Here is a 24,254-nt window from a genome sequence, read left to right on the forward strand (position 1 = left end):
GTTAGCGGCCTTTCGCCACCAATTTTTCTTCCTTTTCAAGGAGTACAAAAAAGACAGCCTGTGAAATAGGTTCACAGACTGTCTATCTAAATGCTTTATTCAGCTTTTACTGGTTCTTCTTGCGTTACCGCAATTTCATAGTAATTACCCCAGTTATGTGCTACAGAGTAATTCAATACGCGCTTATTCACAGGAACTAATTTTGCACGATAATTGGTAGGAATGACCGGAACTTCTTCGACCATTAATTCTTGCCATTCTTTATATACTTTCTGACGGTACTCTAATTCCATCGCATCTTTAGAGACTCCTTGCTCTAGAAGCTTATCATTTTCTTCACTTGCATAGCGAGAGAAGTTAAAAAGAGCGTCACGTCCATATAATCCTGCTGGGTTGACGTCTGTTGCCACGCCCCATGCTGCTGCATATACGTCGACTTTCGGATCATCGTCACCACTTTGTCCAATTCGATCATAGAATGAATTAAACTCTTGTAAACGACCATCTAATAGTTGTACATTTAATCCAACATTTTTCCAAGATTGAATGTAGTAGTTTGCAACTGGCTCAGCCGTTTCCCCACCAGACATAGAAGCAAAATTAATCACCAATTCTTCACCATCAGGATTTTCACGCATACCGTCTCCATCCGTATCCTTATAACCCGCTTCATCTAACAGTTTCTTGGCTTGTTCTGGGTCATATTTGATGCCAGGATTGTCTTCATCATGGAAATCTGGATGTGATGGCGGAATTAATGTTGTCGCATTCCAGTGTAAGCCATTGTAAAATTGCTTCCCTACAGCTTCATTATCAATGGCGTGTCCCATTGCTTTACGTAAATTCACGTCCGCCATTTTTTTATTTGGATCCGGTTTTACTTCTTTCTTCTCTTTATCCCACGTTCCTAATTTAAAACCGATGTAGGAATAGGCCATGTCCACATTCCCTATAAATTCCACATTGGACATATCCGCATTATCTGGATATTGATCTGTAGGAAATTTATGAACCGTATCTACTTCTCCCGATTCTAAAGCTTGTACAACTGTTTTTGGATTCACGACTTTAACTGTAACTTTATCTAACTTTGGTTCACCTTGCCAATAATCTTCATTTTTTGTGTATACGACAGCTTCTCCTGGTGTAATACTTTTTACTTTATATGGTCCCATGCCGATTGGTTCTTTTCTGACAGCGTCAGATTTGTCCATTTCATCTACAGGGATATCTTGAAAGACATGCTTTGGTAAAGCGTAAGGCCAAATTCCGCCACTTAATAAAGAAGGGGATGCTTCTTTGTACGTAATTTTCATCGTTTTCTCATCTACCACTTCAATACCGGAAATAGAATCGGCTTCTCCGTTATGGTATTCCTCCATCCCTTCAATAACTGTAAAATCATCGCCATAACGAACGCCAGGATAATCAGGGTGACCAATCACTTCATAAGCATATGCCCAGTCTTCAGCAGTTACCGGCTCCCCATCATGCCAATTTACATTATCGCGGATCGTAAACGTAAACACCTTCCCACTATCATCTACTTCAAATGTAGCAGCACCATCTTGGGTGAAATTATGCGTTTCATCAGCAGATAATAAAGATTCATCAAACCATTTAATAAACTCAACATCATAAGCTCCTGAGTAGAAGTTAAAATTTAACAGCCCTTCGAAAGCTGTATCTGTGACGACACCAAATTTCAAGTGCCCCCCATCCATCGCTTCGCCTTCATTTTTCGTTTCTACATTAAAATCTTCAATTGAGTATATTTGATCTCCATCTTTTCCAGACTTCTTATCGCCCGATTTATCTGACTTACTCTCGTCATCTCCGCCACAGGCAGCCAGTGTAAGTACTAAACCTAGCAAAAGTGCATATAATAAAATACGCCAACGACTTCCTTTCATGTAAAAACCTCCTTAGTTTGTTTATACGTCATAGACGCGATCTATACTTAACATCATGTGATGTAAGCAACATAACCATTTAACCTCTGCGCTGTCTTGCATCTGTAGCACGCTTCAATGCTTCACCAACATTTCGGACTGCTAACATTAATAAGAAAACCATAATCGCTGCCGGCACCCAAATCCACCATCTTAATTCTAAAGTTTGTGGATTTCTTGCATAACCAAGTAATGTTCCAAGACTTGGCGTATCTTCTGGAAAACCAAATCCTAAAAAGGACAACCCAGACTCTAAACCGATATTCGCAGCCAAGTTTAACGTCATCGTGACAATAATTAATGAACTTAAATTCGGCAAAACTTGAAAAAACATAATCTTCCAGTTCGGAGTCCCTAGCGTTTTGGAAGCCTGTGCATAATCAAGTTCTCGCTCTTGTAATGCCTTTGAACGAATTAACCGAGCAATTCCCATCCACAGGAATGCTGTCATAATTAAAGAAAAAGACCATATGCTATATTTAGGCACAATCGCAACAAACACAATAACGATCATTAAAAATGGTAAAATTAAAAAGAAATCAACAATACGCATCATAATGTTATCAACTGTACCGCCATAATAACCAGATACAAGCCCGTAAGTAATACCGATAATCCCTGTCATAAGCGTCACTAAGATACCTATCGATAAGGAATTACGCGTGCCAATAATAAGCTGACCAAAAATATCTCTGCCCCCATAATCCGTTCCTAGCAAAAACTCATTAGACGGCGGCTGATTAATCGCAAATAAATCTACTTTAACAATTTCATCTTGATTTAAAAATAAAGATACTCCGTAAACAAGGCTTGTAATAACAATAAGAAAAATAAAAGATATAAGCGCTACTTTATCTCGCACAATTTCTCGCCAAATTACTTTCGCCATAGAAGGAGCTTTTTCTTGTTCTACCTCTACTACTTCTACATTTGAATACTCCATTTATGTGTCACCTCCATGATAACCTATTGTTTATTTTATTCGAATACGCGGATCTACGAGACTTAAAATAATATCCGATAATAATGCGCCTAAAATAGATGCGATTCCGAATAACAAGACAACAGATGTTACGACACTATAATCCCGTTGTAGCACAGATTCCATAAATAACAATCCCATACCTGGATAGCTGAAAATTGTTTCAATAAAAACGGTCCCACCAATAAGTCCCGTAATTTCAAAACCGAAATAAGCAGCAATTGGTAATAAAGAATTGCGGAAAATATGGCGGCGATAAACGCGTGATTCAGAAGCACCTTTTGCTCTTGCCGTAATGACAAAGTCTTTCTGTTTTGTATCAATGATTTCACTACGCAAATACTGCACCGTATTTACAGTAGTAATTAATGCCATCGATATGGCTGGTAGTAATATGTGATTAACTTTACTCATAATATACGCAAATGAGCCTGGTTCTAATCCTGGATCTACACTTCCGCCAGTTGGGAACCAACCTAAACCATAACCAAACGCCCATAACATTACTAAGGCAAAGATAAATAATGGCGTGGCAAAACCAATATACGTGTAACCATTAATTAATTGATCTCGCAATGTATCATTATAACGTCCACTCGTAATACCTAATGGGATGGCGATGAGATATGTAATGATTAACGTCGCTAAAGATAACCAGAATGTATTTACAAGGCGCTGGCCAATTAACTCAGAGACAGGCATCTTAAAGCGAAAAGATTGTCCTAAGTCGCCTTGAATGGCTGATGTCACCCAATCTTTATATTGCACGTACCATGGATCATTTAGCCCGAGTTTCTCTCGTTGCTCTTCAATCGCTGACGGATCAATATTTGGATCGATTAAACCAGACAACGCATCCCCTGGCATTAGTTGTGCCATAATGAATACTAATATACTTAGCAAAACAACTTGTGGCATCGTAATTAACAGTCGTCTAACAATAAATTTCCACATGCTATCAACCTTTCTGCGGTAAAGCTACTAAATGGGAGTCGGATATATGGCGTAATGTATACGCTAGACCTTCTTGATCAAAATAATCATTATAATTTTGCTGATACTCTTTCTCTACTTCTTCGCGGTATACTTTCTGCTGTTGACGGTTAACTGGATTAATATCTGGAATAGCTGCTACTAAGCGTTTCGTATAAATATGTTGTGGGTGATTAAAAATATCCGCTTTCGTACCCGATTCCACGTAACGTCCTTTATACATAATGCCAATCTCATCACACATATGCTTTACGATGCCTAAATCGTGGCTTATAAATAAATACGTCAAATTTAAATCCTTTTGAATATCTTGCATAAAGTTAAGGACTTGTGCCTGAACCGAAACATCTAATGCAGAAACAGGTTCATCAGCAATAATGAGTTTTGGCTTTAAAGCAATCGCTCTTGCAATGCCAATCCGTTGCCGTTGCCCACCAGAAAATTGATGCGGATATTTTATAATACTTTCAGGGCTTAATCCTACTTGTTCAAGCAATTCTTGTACACGTTTCTTTTCTTCTGTTTTCGTTAAGTTTTCAAAGTTTCGCAACGGCTCTGCAACAATATCAAGTACTCGTTTTCTGCCATTTAATGAAGAATAAGGATCTTGGAAAATCATTTGAATATCTTTTCGAATATCAGACTTTTTGGATGTAAAGCCTGCTAAATCTACACCATCAAACTTCACCGTTCCTGAAGTAATATGATTTAAACCGATAATCGCTTTTCCGGTTGTTGTTTTTCCCGAGCCAGACTCTCCTACAAGACCATACGTTTTTCCTCTTTCAATGGAAAAAGATACGCCATCAACAGCTTTTATTGCACCTATTTTACGATTTAAGATTCCCCCTCGAATGGGAAAATGGACCTTTAAATCGTTTACTTCAAGAAGTGCCATGACTTGATTCCTCCTCTACCTTTTCTTCCGGAAAATAAAATTGCTGATAACAGGTACAACGGACGAAATGTCCTGGCGTTACCTCATGCAGCTCAGGATTTTCTTCATGTGCATCCTCACTAATCCACGGAATTCGTGCTTTAAATCGACACCCTTCTCGAGGAAGATTTTGCAAAGATGGAACAATTCCTTGTATGACATGGAGTTTGTCATGCACACTATCTTCAGCCGGAATGGAATTTAATAGGGATCTCGTGTATGGATGAAGCGGCTTTTGAAATAACGTATAAACATCCGCAATCTCTACAATTTGTCCTGCATACATAACGGCTACGCGATCCGCCATTTCAGCGACAACACCTAAATCATGGGTAATTAAAATAACACCTGTATTCATTTGTTCTTTTAAATCGTTCATTAACCCTAGTATTTGGGCTTGAATCGTTACATCAAGCGCTGTAGTAGGCTCATCAGCAATGAGTAGTTCTGGTTTATTGGCAATCGCGATGGCAATCATCACTCGCTGCCTCATACCACCAGATAATTGATGTGGGTACTGTTCACAAGTGTACTCCGGGCGAGGAATACCAACTTGATTTAACAAGTGAATCACTCGTTCTTTTCGTTTCGTTTTCGATAACTGTCGATTATGTAATAATAAAGCTTCCCCAATTTGATCTTCCACTGTCATCAACGGATTTAACGCTGTTAATGGATCTTGAAAAATCATCGCCATATCATTGCCTCGCAACTTGTTTAATTTTCCAGCTGCTATATGAACAATATCTTCACCTTTAAATTGAATGCTTCCATCTATTTTGGCTTTTGTATGTAATCCCATAATAGAAAATGCTAAGGCGCTTTTTCCAGAGCCTGATTCACCAACAATGGCTAACGTCTCATTCTTATTCACAGATAAAGAAACATCATCCACGGCGGCATAATAGTCATCATTAATACGAAACGATGTTTTAAGATTTTTAATCTCCAGTATGTTATTACTCATGTTGACCTCCTTCTAAATTCCAATCAAAAAAGAAAGAAAATTCTTTCTTTTTAACTTTCAAAATTTGATGGTTTCGTTGTTTTAATTTTTCTGACATTTAATCTAGAATTATGGTGCTTAGTAATTCACATTTAACGTCACGGATGAACTCTAAATTATTGTAAACTAAAATAAAATAATTATTTGTATTATACGGTAAAAGACCTGCCTAATCAAGTTTTTAATTAAAGGGAAAATTTTTTATTTTATAAAATTTCGCGAACTTATTCTTATTAAACAAAATATTCGGTCTTTTTTCTTAAACATAGAACACATCATACTATTTTAACTTATTGCCTCTTTTGTGTCCGTGCTACTATTGACATAAAAACTCGGTTTATTAGCATATATTCACGACAAAAAGCACTGTTGTTTTACTTACACGATAAAATGGCATCTGTGGAGATTTTCTTTTATGCCTTTCAAGTAGTGCTATACTTATGAAACGAAATCAAAAGAAAAAAGAGCGGTTAGCCCCTAATCTAGAGGGTATAACAGCTCCTATTACGCAAGAGGAATTATTTTTATTCGTCATTCAGATAGATAGACAGAATCAACCACTGTCCGTTTGAAAGGCGATCCAGAAACTGTCTCGCCTTTTATATCCATCGTAATATTGTAACTTCGATTCTTTTTTAGATGTGAAAATTCTTTTGATAATAAAGGTAAACCTTTTGACGTTGCAGTCACTACAGGAATTTGCTTCCCTGACTCCACGATGGTATAGTGTGCTTCTATACTCTTTTCTTTTACTTGCTGTTTATTCGTTCTCCATTTGCTATCGCTTCTACCATCTTGTGTCTCTGATAGAATTTGCTTTTGCGTTGCTTTATCATATTGACCATGCAATAAATAGGCGTTTTTCTTAGCACTACGCATTTTTAATGACCATTCTCCAGCTGAAGGTTGATGAATTTGTATGTGATACCCCGTCGCTCCAGCGAAAAAACCACCCTCCTGCTGCGTCACTTGCACATCGTCATAAACGTTTCCATTCGGATCAATAAGTTCTACACGTTGGAGTGGAGTAGCTGTGTACAACTGTATATTTACCTTGTCAATAGCGTCTTCAATAGGAAATAAATGCTTTTCAGCTTTGTTATTCCTTAATGCATCGCCGTGTACATATTGCTCTGGTTTTGCAAGCTTTGAAATTTGTTCCTTATAAATCAAATGATCGCGACTCGGGTTATTTTGCTGCAACACATTGTCTTGTATAATAGGAAAGATGCGATTACTTCGGATAGAAGTATGGTTCCAATCCCCAATTGCTACTTCTTCTCCTTTAGGCAAACGACTGCTCACAGTTGTTACCACGCCATCATTATCACCATAACTGGATAAATACATGCCTCCAAACCATGTTGATGAAAATGTCGACCCCCAATCCGTCCCACCTAAAGTGTAATAATCATTGACATAGGCATAGGTTTCTTCATCCGTCAAAGAACGAAAATGTTCCATATATCCGGTCTCAACCGCAGATGTTCCTTCACCTCGCATCCCGAGTAATTCAGCTAGCCAACCAGCCCAACTACTATTAGCCAAGTCCGCTAGTTCCGATCCATGATGCGGACTAGATAAAGTAATAATACGATCTATATATTGCCAAGCTCCGTAATAAGTTGCCGCAGCTTGCGCATCAACGCCACCTTTACTATACGCAATAATCGTAATTGGCTTCCCTTGAAATTGATCTGAAATTTCCGTAATTTTTTCAGCGAGCAATTTCCCATTATCCCACATATCGGCAGAAGCGCCACCTGCATCATGAAGCTGGATAAAAGCCGTTTCATATCCCGCTTCAAAAGCAGCTTCATACAATCCACCATCCTCCCAAAATACTTGTGCCACATTGTTTAAACCAGGCACAAATAAAAGCAAAGGGGCGTCAGGTATTGGATTAGTCGGCGTCTCTCCTACAAACCACTCCCCTGGCGTTTCATCGTTTCCGTTATCTCCCTTTCCCATTACAGACCATTTTGTTCCTTCATGAAGCTGTTTGGCCTCCGACAAACTTTGCGATTGTGCAATAGCATAAGATGGAGTGGACAATAGCAATAAACCGAACAACAACGACAGAAATAAACGTTTCGTCATTTTTTCTCCTCCATTTTAAATTTGTCATCTATAGAAACATCATTAGACAATGATGGGATTTGCAAAATGTCTGAAAAGCTTTTCATTCTAAGAAAATAACATAATGGATGAAGTCGGGATGGTGGGTTTTCAACATGTATCGTCATAACTATCTTGAAACGCTATTATAGAAGAAGCAATAAGAAGTGTGATCCTCTTTCCTATAAGTACTGATTTCCAGTTTATAAATGGGGGTTATATGCTGGACAGCAGGAAATAAGTACTTATTTGCCTTTTTTCAAAGAGGTCTTTCCCGTCTTACGCAAGTTGTAGGAACAATTCGCAATGAAATGTATTCTTGAATTTGGCTTTATAAGATCAATGTACATGATTTTCTATAATTTGAACATCGGTTATTCGTCCCGTGAAAATAATCCTAGAAAATTTATAGTAATGGGATGGAGCGTTGAAACGTGCTTTTTACTTGAGTAAGATCGCCTACAAGCGCTTTATACTATACCATTATGTTAACTTGAATTAACATAATGGTAAATAAACTTGACATTCTATCCACTATCTCATACACTATTTGTAATATATGTATGAAGAAACAACTCGCGCATTGGAAGTTCTCTAGGAAGGAGATGGCTTTCGTGAAATTAAACAATCGTGTAAAAGAACTACGAGCGCGATTTGATTTAACGCAAGAGCAACTCGCCAAAAAAGTAGGCGTAACCAGACAGACCATTGCTGCCATTGAAAAAGGCGATTATGTACCATCCTTACTTTTGGCATTAAACATATGCAAAGTGTTCCATCTTCCTATGGAAGAAACTTTTTGGTTATTGGAGGACGATTAAAAGATGAGATTAAAATGGGTGTTCTTTATTAACGTATTGTTATTGTTGCTAGCTGCTTGGGGATTTATCCCTATTTATTCATTTGCCATGCATGTAGCCAATGTGATTAAAGGTGAGAGCACAGGAGAATGGATTAATATTACACCGACGATCATTTTTTTATTCATCTGTATCGGGGTTGGCAACTTGATGTACAGACATAATGCAAAGAAACATAAGCGTATGCTGCTGAAATTATTCATGCCTGCAGAGTTTTCTGAACAAGATGAACGTGAAAAAATGATTAACGCTCACGCCTGTCGTAAAGTTTATCTTTTCATGCCATTGATTTTTGGGATAATCCTTTTTTTAATGGGCTTGTATCCATTCTTAGCTGACACGTTTCCTTCTTATCCGATGTTACTTTTATTCATCTTTCCGATTGCACAAATTACAATCTACTATTTATCCGTACGTAACAAATTTTAACTCCTAGTTATAAGAAACACATTTACATTGTACAACAAGAAGCCGCTCTGCCTGCTTAAAATGCACTTCCAGGCAAAGCGGTTAATGGGTGCGTTATTTGTTCGTTCTCTGAATAAACAAGAATCCAATTACCCCGAACAGCAATTGCTTATACTGTTGAGATAACTTATCAGAGACCTCGACAATATCATTATTTAAGTCGTGAAACAAAGTAGTGTATTCATGTGGAAACCTTCCATTATAAAAATAGGCCCAGCGATGATGATGTTCATCGATCCATGTGAAATCACCAGTCATAGTAGACCCATCAATAAAAAGCATTTGCTTTCCTTTCTCATCAAAGAGCTTCCCTTTTAGTCGCAAGACACTTTTAAAATCTTCCTGAATATAAGACCCGATATAATTGTCACTTGCATCGTAATACGTAACTGCCGTTTTCTTCATGCCTTTTCGCTTCAACTTAAATATCAGTTCTCCAGTGTTAGAGATAAATGCAAACTTTACTGGTAGCCAATTTATGAACGAACTATTATAAATGAGCAAAGGATAGCACCAGAACGAAACGTGCATAAGTTGAAAAGCGCCAACATACTTGCCCGTTTTTTCAAAACATAATAAACGGGGTAACAAACTAGCATCCTTTTTAAGTACGACATGATCAAGTTGCAAAATAGATGCTTGTGAAATGCCTATCTCTACGTCTTTTAATTTCTGATAGCTTATTCTGCTTCGAATAATAATTATTATTAAAAATAAAACGGGTAAACCTATAATGGATACTTCTCCCCACTGTTTGGCTCCTGTTGGCGTCCAAATCAATATATACCCAAGAACTACAACGATAAATATAGCTAAAAATATATACCCCATTTTTTCTCTTCGTTTATACATTTCTTGTAACAAATTTCCACCCCCTATCAACGATGTTTCACAAATGTTTTCGTCCATAACCAACGTCCAATTGAAATGACAATAATAACGATCGCATACGTCGTAACGATACGTAAGAAGCTATTACTAATCTTATTCACAAGCCAACTACCAGGATAATAAAAAATAATAGCAGATAGAACTGAAATAATGATAAATGCCAAAACAATATATACCACATGCATAAGGGATATATCTTCTATATCGTTTATTCGTTTATATAAAAGGCATATGATGACAATGAAACTTGCTATTTCTACAACCCATTGCAATAATAATTCCTCCTTCTTAAATGAAGTACGAAGAGGTACTAGGCACAGTTTCATATTTTATCAAAATTTTAAGCATTCCCCCTTATAAAACCTCACTAATCGCCAAGCCTGGATCGGACAAATGCAAATATCTTTTTCTTCTATAAATGCTATATTTTCTGTTATGTAGAAAACATGTATTGCGACAAGTGTTATGCGATAAGTCAAGCTTTTCTAATACTATAAACCTTTAAACTTCTATGCTTTCTTATAACAAAAAAGCACCCCATGGAGTGCCTTTAAACTTATACTATTATTTATTTCTTTTATTCATTAATAAACCCTTGCAGAAATCGTTGAAAAGAATGATTGTCTTTAAACACTCCTGCATCTTGTAAAATACGTACGAACGTATTACCGACTTCTTTACGCACAATTTTTCTTGCTTCTTCTGTAGTTTGTACATCTGGATACTGCTTTTTTAAGTTGTCCGCCCAAACGCTATGATACTCCGCTACTTGCTGCTGTCCATGTAATAAATAGCTCTCTATTTCAGCTAATTCTTGCTTCAAACGAGCTGGTAATACAGCTAAGCCCATCACTTCAATTAATCCTATATTTTCTTTTTTAATATGATGTACGTCTGCATGCGGATGAAAAATACCTTGAGGGTATTGCTCTGTCGTTCGGTTATTCCGCAAGACAAGATCTAATTCATATTTGTCCTTACGTTTTCTAGCAATTGGCGTAATGGTATTATGCGGCGTTTGCTCCGTAAAAGCTTGAATATCCGCTAATTCATCCGAATAATCTTTCCAAGAGGCTAAAATGTCATCTGCTGCTTCTACTACATCAGCACGATTGCTTCCTACTAAACGAATAACGGATAATGGCCATTGTAGGACAGCACAATGCAATCTTGGATACTTTTTCCACGAAAAGGAAAACGCTTCTTTCGCATTCGTCATAGCAAATTCATACTTCCCTGCCTGATAATGATCATGACTTAAGATAGAACCACCAACGATTGGTAAATCTGCATTGGAGCCAATAAAATAATGCGGGAATATATCTATAAATGCTAAGAGCCGCTTGAATGTTTGCTGATCGATTTTCATATTCCGATGTTCACCAGCTAATAATATACTATGCTCATTATAATATACGTACGGAGAATATTGAAAAAACCACATCTCGTCTTGTAAAGGCACCCTTATCATGCGGTGATTTGCCCGAGCTGGATGATCTATTCGCCCAGCATAGCCTTCATTCTCGATACATAATAGACATTTCGGATACGTCACATTTTTAACGTTTTCCCGCTCTAGCTTTATTTGCTCTGGGTCTTTTTCCGGTTTGGATAAATTAATCGTAATATCCATTGTCCCATAAGCCGTGTCCACCTTATAGCTTATATTTTTCGCAATTCGATTCATTTGAATATAATTACTATTTTTTGATAAAGCATAAAAGTAATCCGTAGCTTCTATTGGTGATTGCTTATATTTTTCATAAAATGTCTGGTTAATTTCTGAAGGGCGCGCGATAAGACAATTCATGATATGAGCCGTCAGTATTTCTTTTTCACTTAAAACGTTGCGAATAATTTCATGCTCCAATGCATATTCAATCAAATGCTCTATTAAATTTGGGATGGAAGTATCTCTTGCTGGTACCACTCCATCTGGATATGCTTCTAATTGCAAGACATTCATAATTTGGTTCCTAGCATATACTTTGTCAGCTTGTGCAATCATTTCTGTGGTGACTGCTTTTTCAATAAGCCCTGCTAAATAGGGATACACCATCCTTCATCACTCCTTTAAGATCCATCTTCTACAATTTCACATAACATCCACCTAGGTAAGCACACACGCTCTTAGCCCCGCACCAATAATGCCTTGGTGATTGTTCAGCTTACTAATCTCCATATTTTCCAGGATATGGATTTGTTCAGCAAGCAAATACGTTTGGAGTTTTACTTTGATTAGCTCTAATAACCAAGGATTATGGGTAACTACACTCCCTCCAAAAACAATTTTATGTGGATCTAATAAACTACTGACAATATAGACACCCTGTGTTAGAACAAATACCATTTCTTCTATCAACTGCTGCGCTTCTTCATCACCTGTCAAATAGTTAGCAAAAATATCTTTCGTTATGACCTGATCATCTGCATATATCTTTCTTGCCTGTAGTTGCATTGCTGGTCCTGAAGCAGCATTTTCCAGTCTTTGTAAGGCTTCGCTGTTTAATTTAGAATAAACTGGAATTAAACCTAATTCCCCAGCAAAACCAGCACCACGTATAAATTCACCATCTTGAATAATAGAACAAGAAATACCAGTACTAATTGTGATATAAACAAGCAATTCTTGATTAGCCATTTCTGCTTTTTTCCACTCTGCAAACGCAGCCATATACACATCATTATCAATGGCAATTTTGTCAATACCAATTGCTTTTTGAAGTCGTTCCATAAATGGAAAGTTATCCCAAGGTAAATTATTTTGATAAACAGCAATCCCTCGCTCACGATCTACCTTCCCAGGAACACCTGCACCAATACCATATATTTCATGCTTTGGAATACTAGAATGATCCAGCAGTTGTTCTACACATTGCACAACTTTAGCAAACATCGTTTCCTTATTTGTAGGATCACTGCTCACTTTTACCTGTTGAATTAAATTGCCATATTCATTTACAATTCCTGCCGCCACTTTTGTTCCACCAATGTCAATCCCAATGCTGTATTTCATCCTTATCCTCACCTTTACAACACATGGCTTAAGTTACTCTTTATAGATAAACTTAGATATCGCCAATTCTTATGGCAAAAGCCGTCGTTTTGCTTATACTATAAACCTTAAAATTTTTATGTTTTCTATAGTCCAAGAACGAAGCCTGCTTTTTTAATCTTCCGCACACAGAGTAAAGACTGCGCTACTCCTTTATACAAATTTCCGATTATAGTTCCATAGTAAAAATAAAAGACCTGTTAAGCCAATAAGTTGAAGGAATAATTCGAATTTACCAACGGTTTGTTGTCCATAAAATATGAGAAACAGACAAAATAGAAAGAAAACAACCTTTACAACTACGAAAATTTTATCCTTCATGTGAAGTCCTCCCATATGATTTCGCTTGCTTCTAACTCCATTCGACGTTTGTTTCCATTGCCATCATAGACATCGGTAACTTGCTTTTCGGTAGAGTTATTAATAATGGCATATTTTTTTCTTTCAGGGTATGCATGTACTTCACAATGCACATTTGAAGCAAACCATTTTCTCATTTCTCCTTCTTTATGGGCTGCATAATACATGGCACGTAATAATAATCTCGTATTCTCATGACTATACGGTAAACCTGCGATATATACGCCTCTTCCCTTTCCGAAACCGGAGCTAGCAAGATGAACGCCATCATTAGAATATTCGATAATCTCTGTTGCTTCATTTAATGCATAGATGTATTCCATGCTTTCACCAAAATCAAATGCAACCATATCTTCAGTAATAAAATGATTATCGGTTACTTCTGTAAAATATTTATTTGTTGATAAGCTAAAACCTAATTCTTTATCTACTCCGAAAACATTAGCAAGCTGAAAATAGCGCCCTTCATGATGATAAGCAGTTGGTTCTCCTATACCAACGAAGCCGCCCCCCTCATATATCCATTTACGAAGTATGGAAATTAATTGAGGGTTCTTCCATTTTTCACCGCCAGAAAATGCAGTTCCTGCATCACCTGCATTAATAATCACATCTATATCTTCAGGTACTCCTTTTGCGATTACATCGTCAAAACTAATAAAAGATACATCCACTGCTGATCCACTTAATGCTTCTAATACACCATGATAAGAATACGCTTTTTTATACCATTTTCCGTGCGCAACAATATGCGTTTGCCATGTTCGTAATTTCCCCCACGCATTTAAAACGGCCACTTTAAGACCTGTATACGGTTGAATACCGTGAATATTGTCATAAATTTCTCGGAATTCATCTGTAACCTTCTCCACATAATCAACAAATTTAGGAAACTTATATGCTAAACTTAAATAACCGCCATAACCAATTCGATCTAAAGGTTTGCGCATTAATGCTCTTCTTGCTGTTAACCAATTTTCGTTTGCTTCAATAACCGGATCATTGCCTTCATAAAATGTGTCAGGAAAAAAATAAGGTAAAAATCTTCCTTCCGTATATTGCACACCTGGAATGTCAGCAATAATTCGTAATGTCGTCCCATCACCAACGCTACCAACTACAGCGTCCATGCCGACAGATGGAAAATAACTACCATAAGGTTCTGTTCCAATCCAGTTATCGCCTAAAAACATCATCGCTTCTTTATCATGCTCATGAACGATATCAACTAATTCCTTCACTTCCTTTGCAACGAACTGCTGAATAAAATCAATATAATCTAAATACGCTTGTGAAGGAATACGAAAAGTCGTGTTGTAATAGCCTTTATCCACAATATCTTCTGGCCTTAAACGGTAGCCTTTCTCTTTTTCAAACGCTTCAAGCGCTGCAACGGAAACACTCGCACCGTAGCCAAACCAATCCACAAACTTCTCCTTACCTAAATCATTAAAAATGAGTGTGAAATGATAGAAAAAGGTCGTAAAGCGAACAACGTCTGTATCTGGATTTTCCTTTAACCATTGTTGTAAATATGCTTTTACATACTGATTAGAATAAGGTTGACGGACATCAAACGGGATATCATGCGGTGTATCTCCCCAATCATTTGTTATATGATTATACATTTGCGTCGGATCCCATTTCATATATGCTAAAAAAGAGACCGTATATTCATGCCACTGTTCAACTTGTTTCATCGTTACACAATTCGTTGCCTTATCTACTTGCCAATAGTCTGGTGAAACAACCTCACCCGTTGTTCTGTCGATTACTTCCCACCAACGCTTTGGATCATGAATATAATCCGGCGTTATTTGTTCTTCAAAATAACCCTTTAAAAACGGAATTTCCAACGTGGTTTCTGTTGCTGTATAATAAGGAGACATTAAATATAGTTGCTGCATTTCCTCTAGATGCTGTTTAGCAAAATCATTATGATTTCGCGCCACAAAATACGTCGTATAAATTTTCGCATTTAATTGCTTGATCTCATCATCCAACTTCGTTCCATCGCTATCTCGCAGTGCGTCTGCACCCCAGCGCTCCATCAATTCCTTCGTCTCTTGTAAAAAATGTTGTTGACTTGGTAATGTAACTCTTCCTGTTGTTTTTTTCATCTCTCACACCTAACCTTTCACTCCACCAACTGTCATTCCTTGTGTTAAACGTTTTTGAACCAATATATATAGAATTAATGTAGGAAGCATGACAATGACCATACCTGCATACATCGGTCCGTAATTTACTGCTGAACGTTCCGCAGCCATTAAATTCAACAATCCAACTGGCAACGTTTGATTTTCTGCCGGCATTAGCGTTAGCGCTAATATATACTCATTCCAAAATAATAAGAAATTAAATAAGATAACGATCACAATACTCGGTGCAGCCATAGGAAACATGACAGAAAACATCGTCCGATAATAACCAGCACCATCTATACCCGCTGCTTCTTCAAAATCAGAAGGTAATGTTTTAAAATAACTTGATAATAAATAAATCGTAAATGGTAAAGCTGTTGAAGCATAAATGAGCGCCAACATAAATCGATTATTCAGTAAAAACTCACTGCCTACAATCGTTCTTAAACCTGTATCCCAATCTAAAAGCATTAGGAAAATTGGTACTGCAATATAACTAACGTTAATGAACAAGCCCGCTTTTACCATGCCATTAATGAAACGATTTCCTCTAAATTCAAATCTAGACAATACATATGCCGCTGGTAGTGCTACAACTAATAAAATGATTAAGGCCGTCGCTGTAACAAGTACAGAGTTTAATAGATATTCACCCATCTGCGCTTCTTGGAATGCCTCTGCAAAGTTAGCCAAATGAATACCTTCCGGAAGCGCCCAAGGACTTTCATAAAACTCTTTATTTTGCTTGATCGATGCTAAAAAAACCCATGCGACAGGTACAATAATGGAAACCGCTAACGTGATTAACGCCACATAAATAAATAATCGCATTAAACCATCTAAACTCAATTTCTTAGAATTTTTCATTAGAGACTCAAACCTCCTTTAATACTCTAATACATCGCGCTTCGTTATCCTGCTAACAATCGCTGCTAATAAGAAGGAGAACAGAAACACAATAACCCCAATAGCCATTCCGTAGCCGAAGGTAGAGTTTCCATACGCTTGATCATACATATAAGAAAGAAATACTTCTGTCGATCCATCAGGTCCTCCACCTGTCATCGCTTTTACTAATAAAAAGCTCAAATTAATTGTACTTATAATAAAGAAGGTTAGTGTTGTGCGAATGTTATTCCATACTAGAGGTAATGTAATACTCGTAAACTGTTTTATTTTACTCGCCCCTTCTAAAGAAGCTGCTTCATAAAAACTTGGCGGAATACCTGCCATACTTGACATATACATCACCATATAATAACCAATCGCTTGCCATATAAGAGCTGCAGCCAAACTATAAATAACGATCTTTTGATCTCCTAACCACATTTGTTGTAGATTCTCTAAGCTGAATATACCTAGAATGCTGTTTAATAGACCACTTGAAGGGTCATAAACGGCTGAAAATATCCCCGCAATAACAACAATGGATAAAATATTTGGGATGTAGAAAATAATTCGAAAGAAATTTCCGCCCTTTACGTTTTCTTTCGTTAAAATTGCCGCAAAAAAGACGGCAAACGAAAATGTAACAATCGCGACGACAACGATTAAGAAGATGGAATTTTGAAAAGAACGAATAAACGTCATATCATTCCAAAGTAGCTTAAAATTATCTAAGCCAACGAACTGTTGCGTGTTAGAAAAACCACCCCAACGGTAAAGCGACATCCGAAACACCTCGAATGTTGGCATAAACATAAAGACGATTAATAAAATCAAAGCTGGCGCAACGCATAATCCAATAAATAGATTACGTGACCTCGTTTTGCTCATTTTCTCACCTCTCTCCAATACAAAACCATCATGTAACATGAATTTCATTCAAACGCTTCTTAGAAATGCCAAAAGCTATTTATAGGTATGTTTATTAACATTTCATTGTAATCATCTTGCCCTGACTTGTATATCCATGGAAGGCAGCCAATTCCTGAAATGCTGTTCTTCCTAAAACAACATGCATGCAGAGGAGACTGCCCTGTAAATCCATTTATTGATTCATCCAATTATTTGTTAAAGACTGAGCGAATAGATTTGGAACGAACAATAATCTTTCTAACGTCCATTTGATATGATTAATTTAGAGCTGGTCTAAGCTTATCACTTACTTCTTCTATTTTCTCTTGCCATTCTTTAAACGTCATATCGCCACTAATGACACTATCAATACTTCCGTATAAAGTATCACCCATATTCGCCCCAGGAACTGGTTTTGTAGAAGCAAAAGTTCCCATAGCTGGCAGCACACCTTCCTCGTCATAAATACTATAGAAAGTTTGTTTTTGGCCATCTAATTGTTCGGTAATACCTTCAATTGGCTGTACTGCTCCTGCTTCTAAGAATGTATCTGCTGCTTCGTCTGAATACATATACGCAATAAAATCTTTCGCTACATCTTTATTCTTTGCATCTTTTGGAATCCAAATTTGCTCGAAGAAAGTAAATGCATAACGGTCACCATCATCTTCAAAGGCAGGGATAGAAGTCATACCCCAAGCAAAGTTTTCAGCACGTGGTGCTTCCTTCATTTCATCGACAACCCAGTTACCATTTGGCATAAATAAAGCTTTATTATCTAAAACTAATTGCTGGTTTTTTGTAAAATCATTTGGATTAGCATTTGCTACTGTATTCGGATGTACATAGCCTGCTAGTTTTTCGACGGTTTCTAATGCTTTAGTTGCTTCCTCGGATTCCCAAATGCCATCTTCATAGGTCATAGCAGAGCTGTAGAAATCTGCTCCACCTGCAGCATATAGCATGGATCCAAGTAACGTATCAAAGTAGTTGCTCGTTGGATACGTAAATAATGAAATACCTTCTTCTTTTGCTTTATCTCCTAATTCCCACATCTCATCCCAAGTTTTCGGTACTTCCCAACCTTTTTCTTCAAATAAACCCGCATTGTAGAATAAGCCAGTTGGACTGTAGAACATTGGCGCTAAATAAGTTTCTCCATCAGCGTATGGGTTAGTAGCTAGTGTATCGGTAAAACCTTCTAAAAGTTTTTCATTTACTTTTGTTTCTTCTCCAGGTACTTGCATATCAAAAACATCTGTAATGTTTTCTACACCATCTTCTTTAATTAAGGTTTCCGTTAAAGCTTCTTCTCTGTTTGTAGCTAGTAATAACACATCTGGGTAATCCCCGGCTTGCATATTTGGTCGTACAACTTCTTCTAAGTTCTTTTCCATTTGCAGATCAACCTCTACATTTGGATTTACTTCTTCGTAAGACTTCACAACATTTTCCCACATTTCCGTACCATATGCAGATTCTAATGCAGCTACTTTTAATGTTGTTTTCTCGCCGCTACCTTCTTTATCTGCTGATTTTTCTTCCTTCTCTTCTCCATTGGAACATGCTGCTAAAGTAAAAATAACGAGAATGATAGAAACAGTTAATAAAAACTTCATTTTTTTCATTATTGAAGCCCCCTGTTTTAATTGTTTTCTTGCTTACCCTTATACTACAATGGTTAAAACGCTTTCACAATAAACATCTTGTCTACTTTTTTAGGTTTATTGCTTTTTGCAAAAGCCCCCTATAAAATAGTACGTATAGATGCATAATATGAAAATATTCGTAATTAGAATTCTTTTGGCGAAAGCGGTCGTTATGCTTAAACTATAAAGGCTATCGTGTATACAATGAAACTACCTCCTTTGCATGCACCCACTCCTAGTTAGATATAAAAATGTAGTAGATTTTCTATATAAAAAACAAATAAAGTGTAGTTCAATAGTAACATATACTTGTTTACCATTTCACGAGCTTATAGATGATAGAAAAGGGGTTATAGTAAATGTCCTATAAGGTGTACCAAATGAAAGGTGCAAAGCATGAAAAGCCACCGTTCAAACTGCTATATATTACTCATTCCGAATATGATAAAGGCTGGCATAGCACGCAACACACCCATCATTTTTCCGAATTATTTTATATTGTCAAAGGTAAAGGCTCATTTATACTTGCTGACCGAGAAGTTCCCATTAAGGAAAGTGATTTAGTTATTATTAATCCGAATGTCGAACATACAGAAAAGTCTAATTGGGATGATTCCCTTGAATATATTGCTTTAGGGATAGAGGGATTGTTTTTCAGCCAAGCGGATCATAAAAGCCCACACTCTAGCTTATACCGTTTTCAAGTAGATCGAACTAACATTCTGTTCTACTTGAACCGAATATTAGAGGAAATACAGGAGCATAAAGAAGGACATGAATTAATTTGTCAAAACATTATCGAGATAATGATTATCAAGTTGCAAAGAGACAAAAAACTTACCATCAATCAAACGGAGTCACCAAATATTAATAAAGCTTCTGCGTTTGTCATGTACTATATAAATCAAAACTACCGTGATGACTTAAACTTAAATAAATTGGCTGAGATCGGCCATATTAATAAATATTATTTAGCACATACATTTAAAAAAGATATGGGTATATCACCAATTGAGTATTTAAACAGAGTCCGAATTAAAGAAGCAAAGCTTATGCTCGAAACAACCGATTACTCTATTGCACACATCGCTGCTTTTACTGGTTTTTCATCCCAATCTTTTTTCACACAAGCATTCAAGCGCTTAACAAAGCAAACGCCTTCTAAATACCGGAAGGAAATGAGAGCGAATTCATAACTAAGATTTGTAATGATAAAGTTCATACAATCAGTCTAGAGATGCTTACTTTAGAGTCTTTGGTTGGATTTGTAAATTGCAAATAGTAATCGCCACTGCTTAAATTCCGTTCACTACCTATTTGATCTGTTCGTTTCACATGAACTGATTTTTTATCGCCAGAAACCTTCGTATGCTTCGTTTTCAAAGTTCCAGCATTGAAGCCTGTATCACTAACGTTGGAGTTTTCACTCCATTCTTTTACTTGCACGCCTTTCGTTTGCTTCGCTTCAATAACGTATGGTGTAGTTGGTTGAGCGTTTCAGGTGATCTGATTATTTTTAACGTTTATCTTTTGTTTTTTGGATCTGCCTTAATCAGTTAATTTATACACATATACCTTTAAAACACTTTTTCAACAAAGTTAAAAATTTGATTTTAAGCAAAGCTATAATTCTTGTGCCACAAGAGCTTAACGAATTAATTATAAATAATTAATATTAAAAGAGACTTACAAAATAAAATGGGTCACATAATTATCAAAGCAAACGTTTGTCTAGCACAATTCGATTAGGAAAGCATACTATGACTTTGAATAAACATTTTAATATTAAAAATCTATGAAATAGGAGTAGTGATATAATAATGACTTGTAATTTTTCAGCAAAAGATGCAGCCTGTATCGGATCTAGAGAAGATAGAAGTACGGCTGAACTTCTTAAAACAAATCTCTGTTTACCACTTCGTCAGCCTTGTGATGATATACTTCGTATAATCTTTATCTCAGGAGCACTTCCTATTATAAATGGTATTTTCACTATAAGTAACACAAGTCTTGATTGTGTCATGACAGTTGAAGTCACAGATGCTAATGGAGCGGCAGTAGGTTATACTATTCTTTCGCAATCTTCTATTGCAATTTCAGTAGAAAGCCTTACTTTAATTCAACTTAGCTGTACTGGAGAAACTGGACCAGATCCTTCTATATTTTGTTCAGGTGCTTTTGAAGCGAACTTAAACTATTGTGTGAGTTGCTAAGTAACTAGTAAGAATGAATCTTAAAATACCCTTAAGGAATAACGAAAGTGCTTAACAAACTTTTAACTTTGTGGAAAAAGTGTTTTAAAAGTATACCTTAACAATAGCAATAGTCATTCTTTCCAGGTAAACGGAGTAAGATGATGTTGAGTCTGCTTAACGAATTGGCTCCGCAGCCTCTGTTTTCCAGAAAAACAATAAAGTATGTAAATTCAAACCTTAATATGAAGATGATTAAAGTCGCTAGTATGTTGGTTAATCAGGGTGATATTTGATCTTTAAGCTATTGTCTAACTTTGTGTACTAATCCTTTTTCTGGAAGGTATTACAACAAATCGAAACTTTACAGTTAGAATAAATCATAAATCATGGAGATAGCGTAGTGCTTTGCCGCAGGGGTTGCATTTAATTTTAATCATATTTTCCATTTATCATTTTTAAAAAATGATAAAAAGACCAAGGGATTCCTATACCCAAAAACAAGAGTTTTTTAATATTGAAAGCATCTATTGAGCTTCCATTTTATTTGGCTTATTTTTGTTGAATATCAATTCTTTTATTTTTTATGCGCTTAATTTAATGGTGTGAATAGTTCAGGTATAATTAATTATATGAAAATGAGGTGGGAAAGTGTCTAAGATTGTTTATAAGAAAATGAGGTGGGAAAATGCCCCAGATTATTTATAAGAAACATGTTTATAAGAAAGATATTTTTAAGTGTAAGGATTATCATATGTGTAAAAAAAATTATAAACCTGCTCCCTATCCCCAGAAATGTAATTGCGAAATAATATGTGGAGAAATTTTATTAAAACAAGACAGTGATTGTGTAATGATTTTAGGTGGAGACGTACTCTTGAGAAATAGTACAACAATCATTATCTTTAATTCGTCCTCAAGTGTTGCTGATATGAAGGTAATTGTATGTAGAGATAAATGTTGCCCAGTAGAATATATTATACCTCCAGGGAATACAGTAACGAATATTTTAAGCAATGTTACTAAGATTTGCATAGAACAAGAAGGCCGCAATCATGTACAAGGTGAATACGAGTTAAAAATATGCCCACCCAATAAACTAAGTAAGTGATTGTACACGCATTACTGGAGGGTTTAGATACCAATGATTTTACTAATATATACAATAAAGAACACAGAAAATATTGTGGGTAAGTTAGTTATTACTAAGCTGTGTTAATCTAGCAGAAGGCGCAAATATTTAGTTAAAACTGCTTCCTTACATTATACTCCAAAAAGAGATCTCCCGACTTTGTGTAGTAGACTTTGCCCTAACTCTCCAACTCCCTTTAATGACATTTTTTTCATTATTAGATTTAGGCTGAATGACTTGATAAATATGTTATTTGAAGATTTTCTATGAATAAAATAATAATTCAGATTGAAAAATTTTTTGTATTTCCCTTATAAATAGTTTCTTGTGAAAATAGGGAGGAGGTATGAACATGCCAGCAACAATACAAGGGACAGTGTTTGAAGATGTGAATCAAAATGGAACGTATAACCCACCAGGCGATCCTGGCATTCCGAACGTAACGGTAGTGTTGGAGGACCCAAATGGAATTTGTACAACAACTATGACGGATGGTTTAGGGGATTATAGTTTTTCAGGCTTAACGATTGTAGGAACATATACTGTGTATGAAACAGTTGCCGACCCAGGTATGGCTTGTCCGCCGACTTTGTTTACTCAACCACCTGGCTACACTACATCAACAACTTCTAGAGTTAGGACAATAGACGTAACACAGGCTGACATAGATACTAATCAATCCTTTACGGAGAACTTTGGTCATGAAGATGTCGAGTCATTTGAATGTTCAGCTAATGGGTTGCAAGTGGCGTTGAATCCATCTCGTTTATTTGAGATAAATTTAGTAACGGGTGCATCAACATTGCAAGGCTTTTTAAGTCCTGCTGCTGTTTATAATGCTATAGGATTTAGTGTCGTAGATAATGCCATTTATGGATATAATCAAGACTCACGTAATGTAGCTAGAATTAACCCAGATTTAACAGTAACTAATTTTGGGCCAGTTCCAAATTTACCTGTACAAGGTTTTAATGTAGGTGATGTTGATTTTAATGGTCATTTATACCTTTATAACTCAAATAATACGAGATTCTATGTAGTAGATGTTGACCCTGATTCGCCCACCTTTTTACAATTAGTCGACCCGACAGCAGGGTTTATATTGGATACAGCTCCATTTGGTACTGCAATAACTCCTTTACCAATTACCGATTGGGCATTTAACCCAATTGATAATCAGTTATACAGTGCCAATAATGCAACATTAAATGTTGTAAGGGTAAATCCCTTAACAGGTGGGCAAACAGTAATTCCAACAATAGGATTAACACCAGGAGGTTATGGTGCGGTTTTCTTTGACGCGCAAGGATTTTTCTATGTACTAAATAATAATACTGGACAAATATTTAGAATTGAAATAATTGGGCCAAATGCTGTAGCAACCTTTTTTTCTTCAACTGTTCCAGCATCTCAAAATGATGGCGCCCGTTGTGCTTTCGCTTTATTAAATTTATTAGAAATCGCAAAAAGTGTTGACCCTACACTTGCCTGTCCTGGTGATATATTGATGTATACAATTGAGGTTGAGAATATAGGTACAATCTTAGATGCGGAAAATGTCATCGTTATAGACGATATTCCAGCGGGAACGACATTTATACCAGGAAGTGTCACAGTTAATGGAATGCCGACAGGAGATGATCCGAGTGTGGGGATTTCGCTTGGGGATATACCACCAGGCGGAATGGTAACGATAACGTATGAAGTAGAAGTAGACG

The 24,254-nt window shown here is 36.5% G+C and carries 21 protein-coding genes; 5 read left to right on the forward strand and 16 right to left on the reverse strand.

Features of this window, described 5'->3' with window-relative positions; all coding sequences use genetic code 11:
* Positions 1 to 95: 95 nt before the first annotated feature.
* The 6 genes from opp4A to BUB45_RS17605 all read right to left on the reverse strand — a co-directional run bounded on the left by opp4A (position 96) and on the right by BUB45_RS17605 (position 7,970).
* On the reverse strand, positions 96 to 1,913 hold the full coding sequence (gene opp4A, locus BUB45_RS17580) for an oligopeptide ABC transporter substrate-binding protein (RefSeq protein WP_073012923.1): 1,818 nt from the start codon (positions 1,911 to 1,913) through the stop codon (positions 96 to 98).
* A gap of 79 nt (positions 1,914 to 1,992) precedes the next feature.
* The gene (locus BUB45_RS17585; protein WP_073012925.1) at positions 1,993 to 2,895 is read right to left on the reverse strand and encodes an ABC transporter permease; all 903 of its coding nucleotides are present in this window, start codon (positions 2,893 to 2,895) and stop codon (positions 1,993 to 1,995) included.
* Between the two features lie 30 nt (positions 2,896 to 2,925).
* Positions 2,926 to 3,888, reverse strand: a complete 963-nt coding sequence (gene opp4B, locus BUB45_RS17590; RefSeq protein ID WP_073012928.1) for an oligopeptide ABC transporter permease — start codon at positions 3,886 to 3,888, stop codon at positions 2,926 to 2,928.
* 4 nt (positions 3,889 to 3,892) lie between these two features.
* Positions 3,893 to 4,825: an ABC transporter ATP-binding protein gene (locus tag BUB45_RS17595; protein WP_073012930.1), complete on the reverse strand. Its 933-nt coding sequence runs from the start codon at positions 4,823 to 4,825 to the stop codon at positions 3,893 to 3,895.
* Positions 4,812 to 5,831, reverse strand: coding sequence for an ABC transporter ATP-binding protein (locus tag BUB45_RS17600; protein ID WP_073012933.1), 1,020 nt, complete (start codon positions 5,829 to 5,831; stop codon positions 4,812 to 4,814). Before BUB45_RS17600 ends, BUB45_RS17595 begins: the two co-directional genes overlap by 14 nt.
* A 570-nt stretch (positions 5,832 to 6,401) precedes the next feature.
* Positions 6,402 to 7,970, reverse strand: coding sequence for an esterase/lipase family protein (locus tag BUB45_RS17605; protein ID WP_073012935.1), 1,569 nt, complete (start codon positions 7,968 to 7,970; stop codon positions 6,402 to 6,404).
* 632 nt (positions 7,971 to 8,602) lie between these two features.
* Between BUB45_RS17605 and BUB45_RS17610 the strand changes: the two genes are divergently transcribed.
* Positions 8,603 to 8,809, forward strand: coding sequence for a helix-turn-helix transcriptional regulator (locus BUB45_RS17610; RefSeq protein WP_303046186.1), 207 nt, complete (start codon positions 8,603 to 8,605; stop codon positions 8,807 to 8,809).
* A 3-nt stretch (positions 8,810 to 8,812) separates the two neighbouring features.
* The gene (locus BUB45_RS17615; protein WP_073012941.1) at positions 8,813 to 9,277 is read left to right on the forward strand and encodes a hypothetical protein; all 465 of its coding nucleotides are present in this window, start codon (positions 8,813 to 8,815) and stop codon (positions 9,275 to 9,277) included.
* A gap of 93 nt (positions 9,278 to 9,370) precedes the next feature.
* Here the strand turns inward: BUB45_RS17615 and BUB45_RS17620 are convergent, their stop codons facing one another.
* The 9 genes from BUB45_RS17620 to BUB45_RS17655 form a co-directional block, all read right to left on the reverse strand.
* Positions 9,371 to 10,180: a hypothetical protein gene (locus BUB45_RS17620; protein WP_073012943.1), complete on the reverse strand. Its 810-nt coding sequence runs from the start codon at positions 10,178 to 10,180 to the stop codon at positions 9,371 to 9,373.
* A gap of 14 nt (positions 10,181 to 10,194) precedes the next feature.
* Complete coding sequence (locus BUB45_RS17625) at positions 10,195 to 10,479, reverse strand: hypothetical protein (protein WP_073012946.1); 285 nt, start codon at positions 10,477 to 10,479, stop codon at positions 10,195 to 10,197.
* Positions 10,480 to 10,784: 305 nt separating this feature from the next.
* On the reverse strand, positions 10,785 to 12,266 hold the full coding sequence (gene galT / locus BUB45_RS17630; protein WP_073012949.1) for a UDP-glucose--hexose-1-phosphate uridylyltransferase: 1,482 nt from the start codon (positions 12,264 to 12,266) through the stop codon (positions 10,785 to 10,787).
* A gap of 51 nt (positions 12,267 to 12,317) precedes the next feature.
* Positions 12,318 to 13,223 carry an ROK family protein gene (locus BUB45_RS17635; RefSeq protein WP_073012951.1) on the reverse strand — a complete coding sequence of 302 codons (906 nt, stop codon included), beginning with the start codon at positions 13,221 to 13,223 and terminating at the stop codon, positions 12,318 to 12,320.
* A gap of 192 nt (positions 13,224 to 13,415) precedes the next feature.
* Positions 13,416 to 13,583, reverse strand: coding sequence for a DUF6903 family protein (locus tag BUB45_RS20005; RefSeq protein ID WP_162985856.1), 168 nt, complete (start codon positions 13,581 to 13,583; stop codon positions 13,416 to 13,418).
* The gene (gene gnpA, locus BUB45_RS17640; protein ID WP_073012954.1) at positions 13,580 to 15,742 is read right to left on the reverse strand and encodes a 1,3-beta-galactosyl-N-acetylhexosamine phosphorylase; all 2,163 of its coding nucleotides are present in this window, start codon (positions 15,740 to 15,742) and stop codon (positions 13,580 to 13,582) included. Before gnpA ends, BUB45_RS20005 begins: the two co-directional genes overlap by 4 nt.
* Positions 15,743 to 15,751: 9 nt before the next feature.
* Positions 15,752 to 16,633, reverse strand: a complete 882-nt coding sequence (locus BUB45_RS17645) for a carbohydrate ABC transporter permease (protein WP_073012957.1) — start codon at positions 16,631 to 16,633, stop codon at positions 15,752 to 15,754.
* A gap of 18 nt (positions 16,634 to 16,651) precedes the next feature.
* Positions 16,652 to 17,542, reverse strand: coding sequence for a carbohydrate ABC transporter permease (locus tag BUB45_RS17650; protein ID WP_073012975.1), 891 nt, complete (start codon positions 17,540 to 17,542; stop codon positions 16,652 to 16,654).
* Between the two features lie 299 nt (positions 17,543 to 17,841).
* Positions 17,842 to 19,191 carry a carbohydrate ABC transporter substrate-binding protein gene (locus BUB45_RS17655; protein ID WP_073012960.1) on the reverse strand — a complete coding sequence of 450 codons (1,350 nt, stop codon included), beginning with the start codon at positions 19,189 to 19,191 and terminating at the stop codon, positions 17,842 to 17,844.
* Positions 19,192 to 19,571: 380 nt separating this feature from the next.
* Here BUB45_RS17655 and BUB45_RS17660 point away from each other — a divergent pair, with 380 nt between their 5' ends.
* Positions 19,572 to 20,408, forward strand: a complete 837-nt coding sequence (locus tag BUB45_RS17660) for an AraC family transcriptional regulator (RefSeq protein WP_073012962.1) — start codon at positions 19,572 to 19,574, stop codon at positions 20,406 to 20,408.
* A 22-nt stretch (positions 20,409 to 20,430) separates the two neighbouring features.
* Here BUB45_RS17660 and BUB45_RS17665 read toward each other — a convergent pair whose 3' ends face one another.
* Complete coding sequence (locus tag BUB45_RS17665) at positions 20,431 to 20,658, reverse strand: hypothetical protein (RefSeq protein ID WP_073012964.1); 228 nt, start codon at positions 20,656 to 20,658, stop codon at positions 20,431 to 20,433.
* 374 nt (positions 20,659 to 21,032) lie between these two features.
* Here BUB45_RS17665 and BUB45_RS17670 point away from each other — a divergent pair, with 374 nt between their 5' ends.
* Entirely contained in the window at positions 21,033 to 21,425 is a 393-nt protein-coding gene (locus BUB45_RS17670) for an S-Ena type endospore appendage (RefSeq protein ID WP_073012967.1), read from the forward strand.
* Positions 21,426 to 22,888: 1,463 nt separating this feature from the next.
* The coding region (locus BUB45_RS17680; RefSeq protein WP_170861783.1) for a DUF6923 family protein at positions 22,889 to 24,254 on the forward strand (1,366 nt) is incomplete at its 3' end.

This window comes from Virgibacillus chiguensis, assembly GCF_900129865.1.
GTDB classification, from domain to species: Bacteria; Bacillota; Bacilli; order Bacillales; family Amphibacillaceae; genus Virgibacillus; species Virgibacillus chiguensis.

Bases quoted from the DNA above. Each gene is read 5' to 3' on its own strand.
- BUB45_RS17595 (WP_073012930.1), bottom strand. From the start codon at position 4,825: ATGGCACTTCTTGAAGTAAACGATTTAAAGGTCCATTTTCCCATTCGA.
- BUB45_RS17615 (WP_073012941.1), top strand. From the start codon at position 8,813: ATGAGATTAAAATGGGTGTTCTTTATTAACGTATTGTTATTGTTGCTA.
- BUB45_RS17670 (WP_073012967.1), top strand. From the start codon at position 21,033: ATGACTTGTAATTTTTCAGCAAAAGATGCAGCCTGTATCGGATCTAGA.
- galT (WP_073012949.1), bottom strand. From the start codon at position 12,266: ATGGTGTATCCCTATTTAGCAGGGCTTATTGAAAAAGCAGTCACCACA.
- BUB45_RS17660 (WP_073012962.1), top strand. From the start codon at position 19,572: ATGTCCTATAAGGTGTACCAAATGAAAGGTGCAAAGCATGAAAAGCCA.
- BUB45_RS17600 (WP_073012933.1), bottom strand. From the start codon at position 5,831: ATGAGTAATAACATACTGGAGATTAAAAATCTTAAAACATCGTTTCGT.
- BUB45_RS17645 (WP_073012957.1), bottom strand. From the start codon at position 16,633: ATGAAAAATTCTAAGAAATTGAGTTTAGATGGTTTAATGCGATTATTT.
- BUB45_RS20005 (WP_162985856.1), bottom strand. From the start codon at position 13,583: ATGAAGGATAAAATTTTCGTAGTTGTAAAGGTTGTTTTCTTTCTATTT.
- BUB45_RS17605 (WP_073012935.1), bottom strand. From the start codon at position 7,970: ATGACGAAACGTTTATTTCTGTCGTTGTTGTTCGGTTTATTGCTATTG.
- BUB45_RS17635 (WP_073012951.1), bottom strand. From the start codon at position 13,223: ATGAAATACAGCATTGGGATTGACATTGGTGGAACAAAAGTGGCGGCA.
- BUB45_RS17650 (WP_073012975.1), bottom strand. From the start codon at position 17,542: ATGAGCAAAACGAGGTCACGTAATCTATTTATTGGATTATGCGTTGCG.
- opp4B (WP_073012928.1), bottom strand. From the start codon at position 3,888: ATGTGGAAATTTATTGTTAGACGACTGTTAATTACGATGCCACAAGTT.
- gnpA (WP_073012954.1), bottom strand. From the start codon at position 15,742: ATGAAAAAAACAACAGGAAGAGTTACATTACCAAGTCAACAACATTTT.
- BUB45_RS17585 (WP_073012925.1), bottom strand. From the start codon at position 2,895: ATGGAGTATTCAAATGTAGAAGTAGTAGAGGTAGAACAAGAAAAAGCT.
- opp4A (WP_073012923.1), bottom strand. From the start codon at position 1,913: ATGAAAGGAAGTCGTTGGCGTATTTTATTATATGCACTTTTGCTAGGT.
- BUB45_RS17655 (WP_073012960.1), bottom strand. From the start codon at position 19,191: ATGAAAAAAATGAAGTTTTTATTAACTGTTTCTATCATTCTCGTTATT.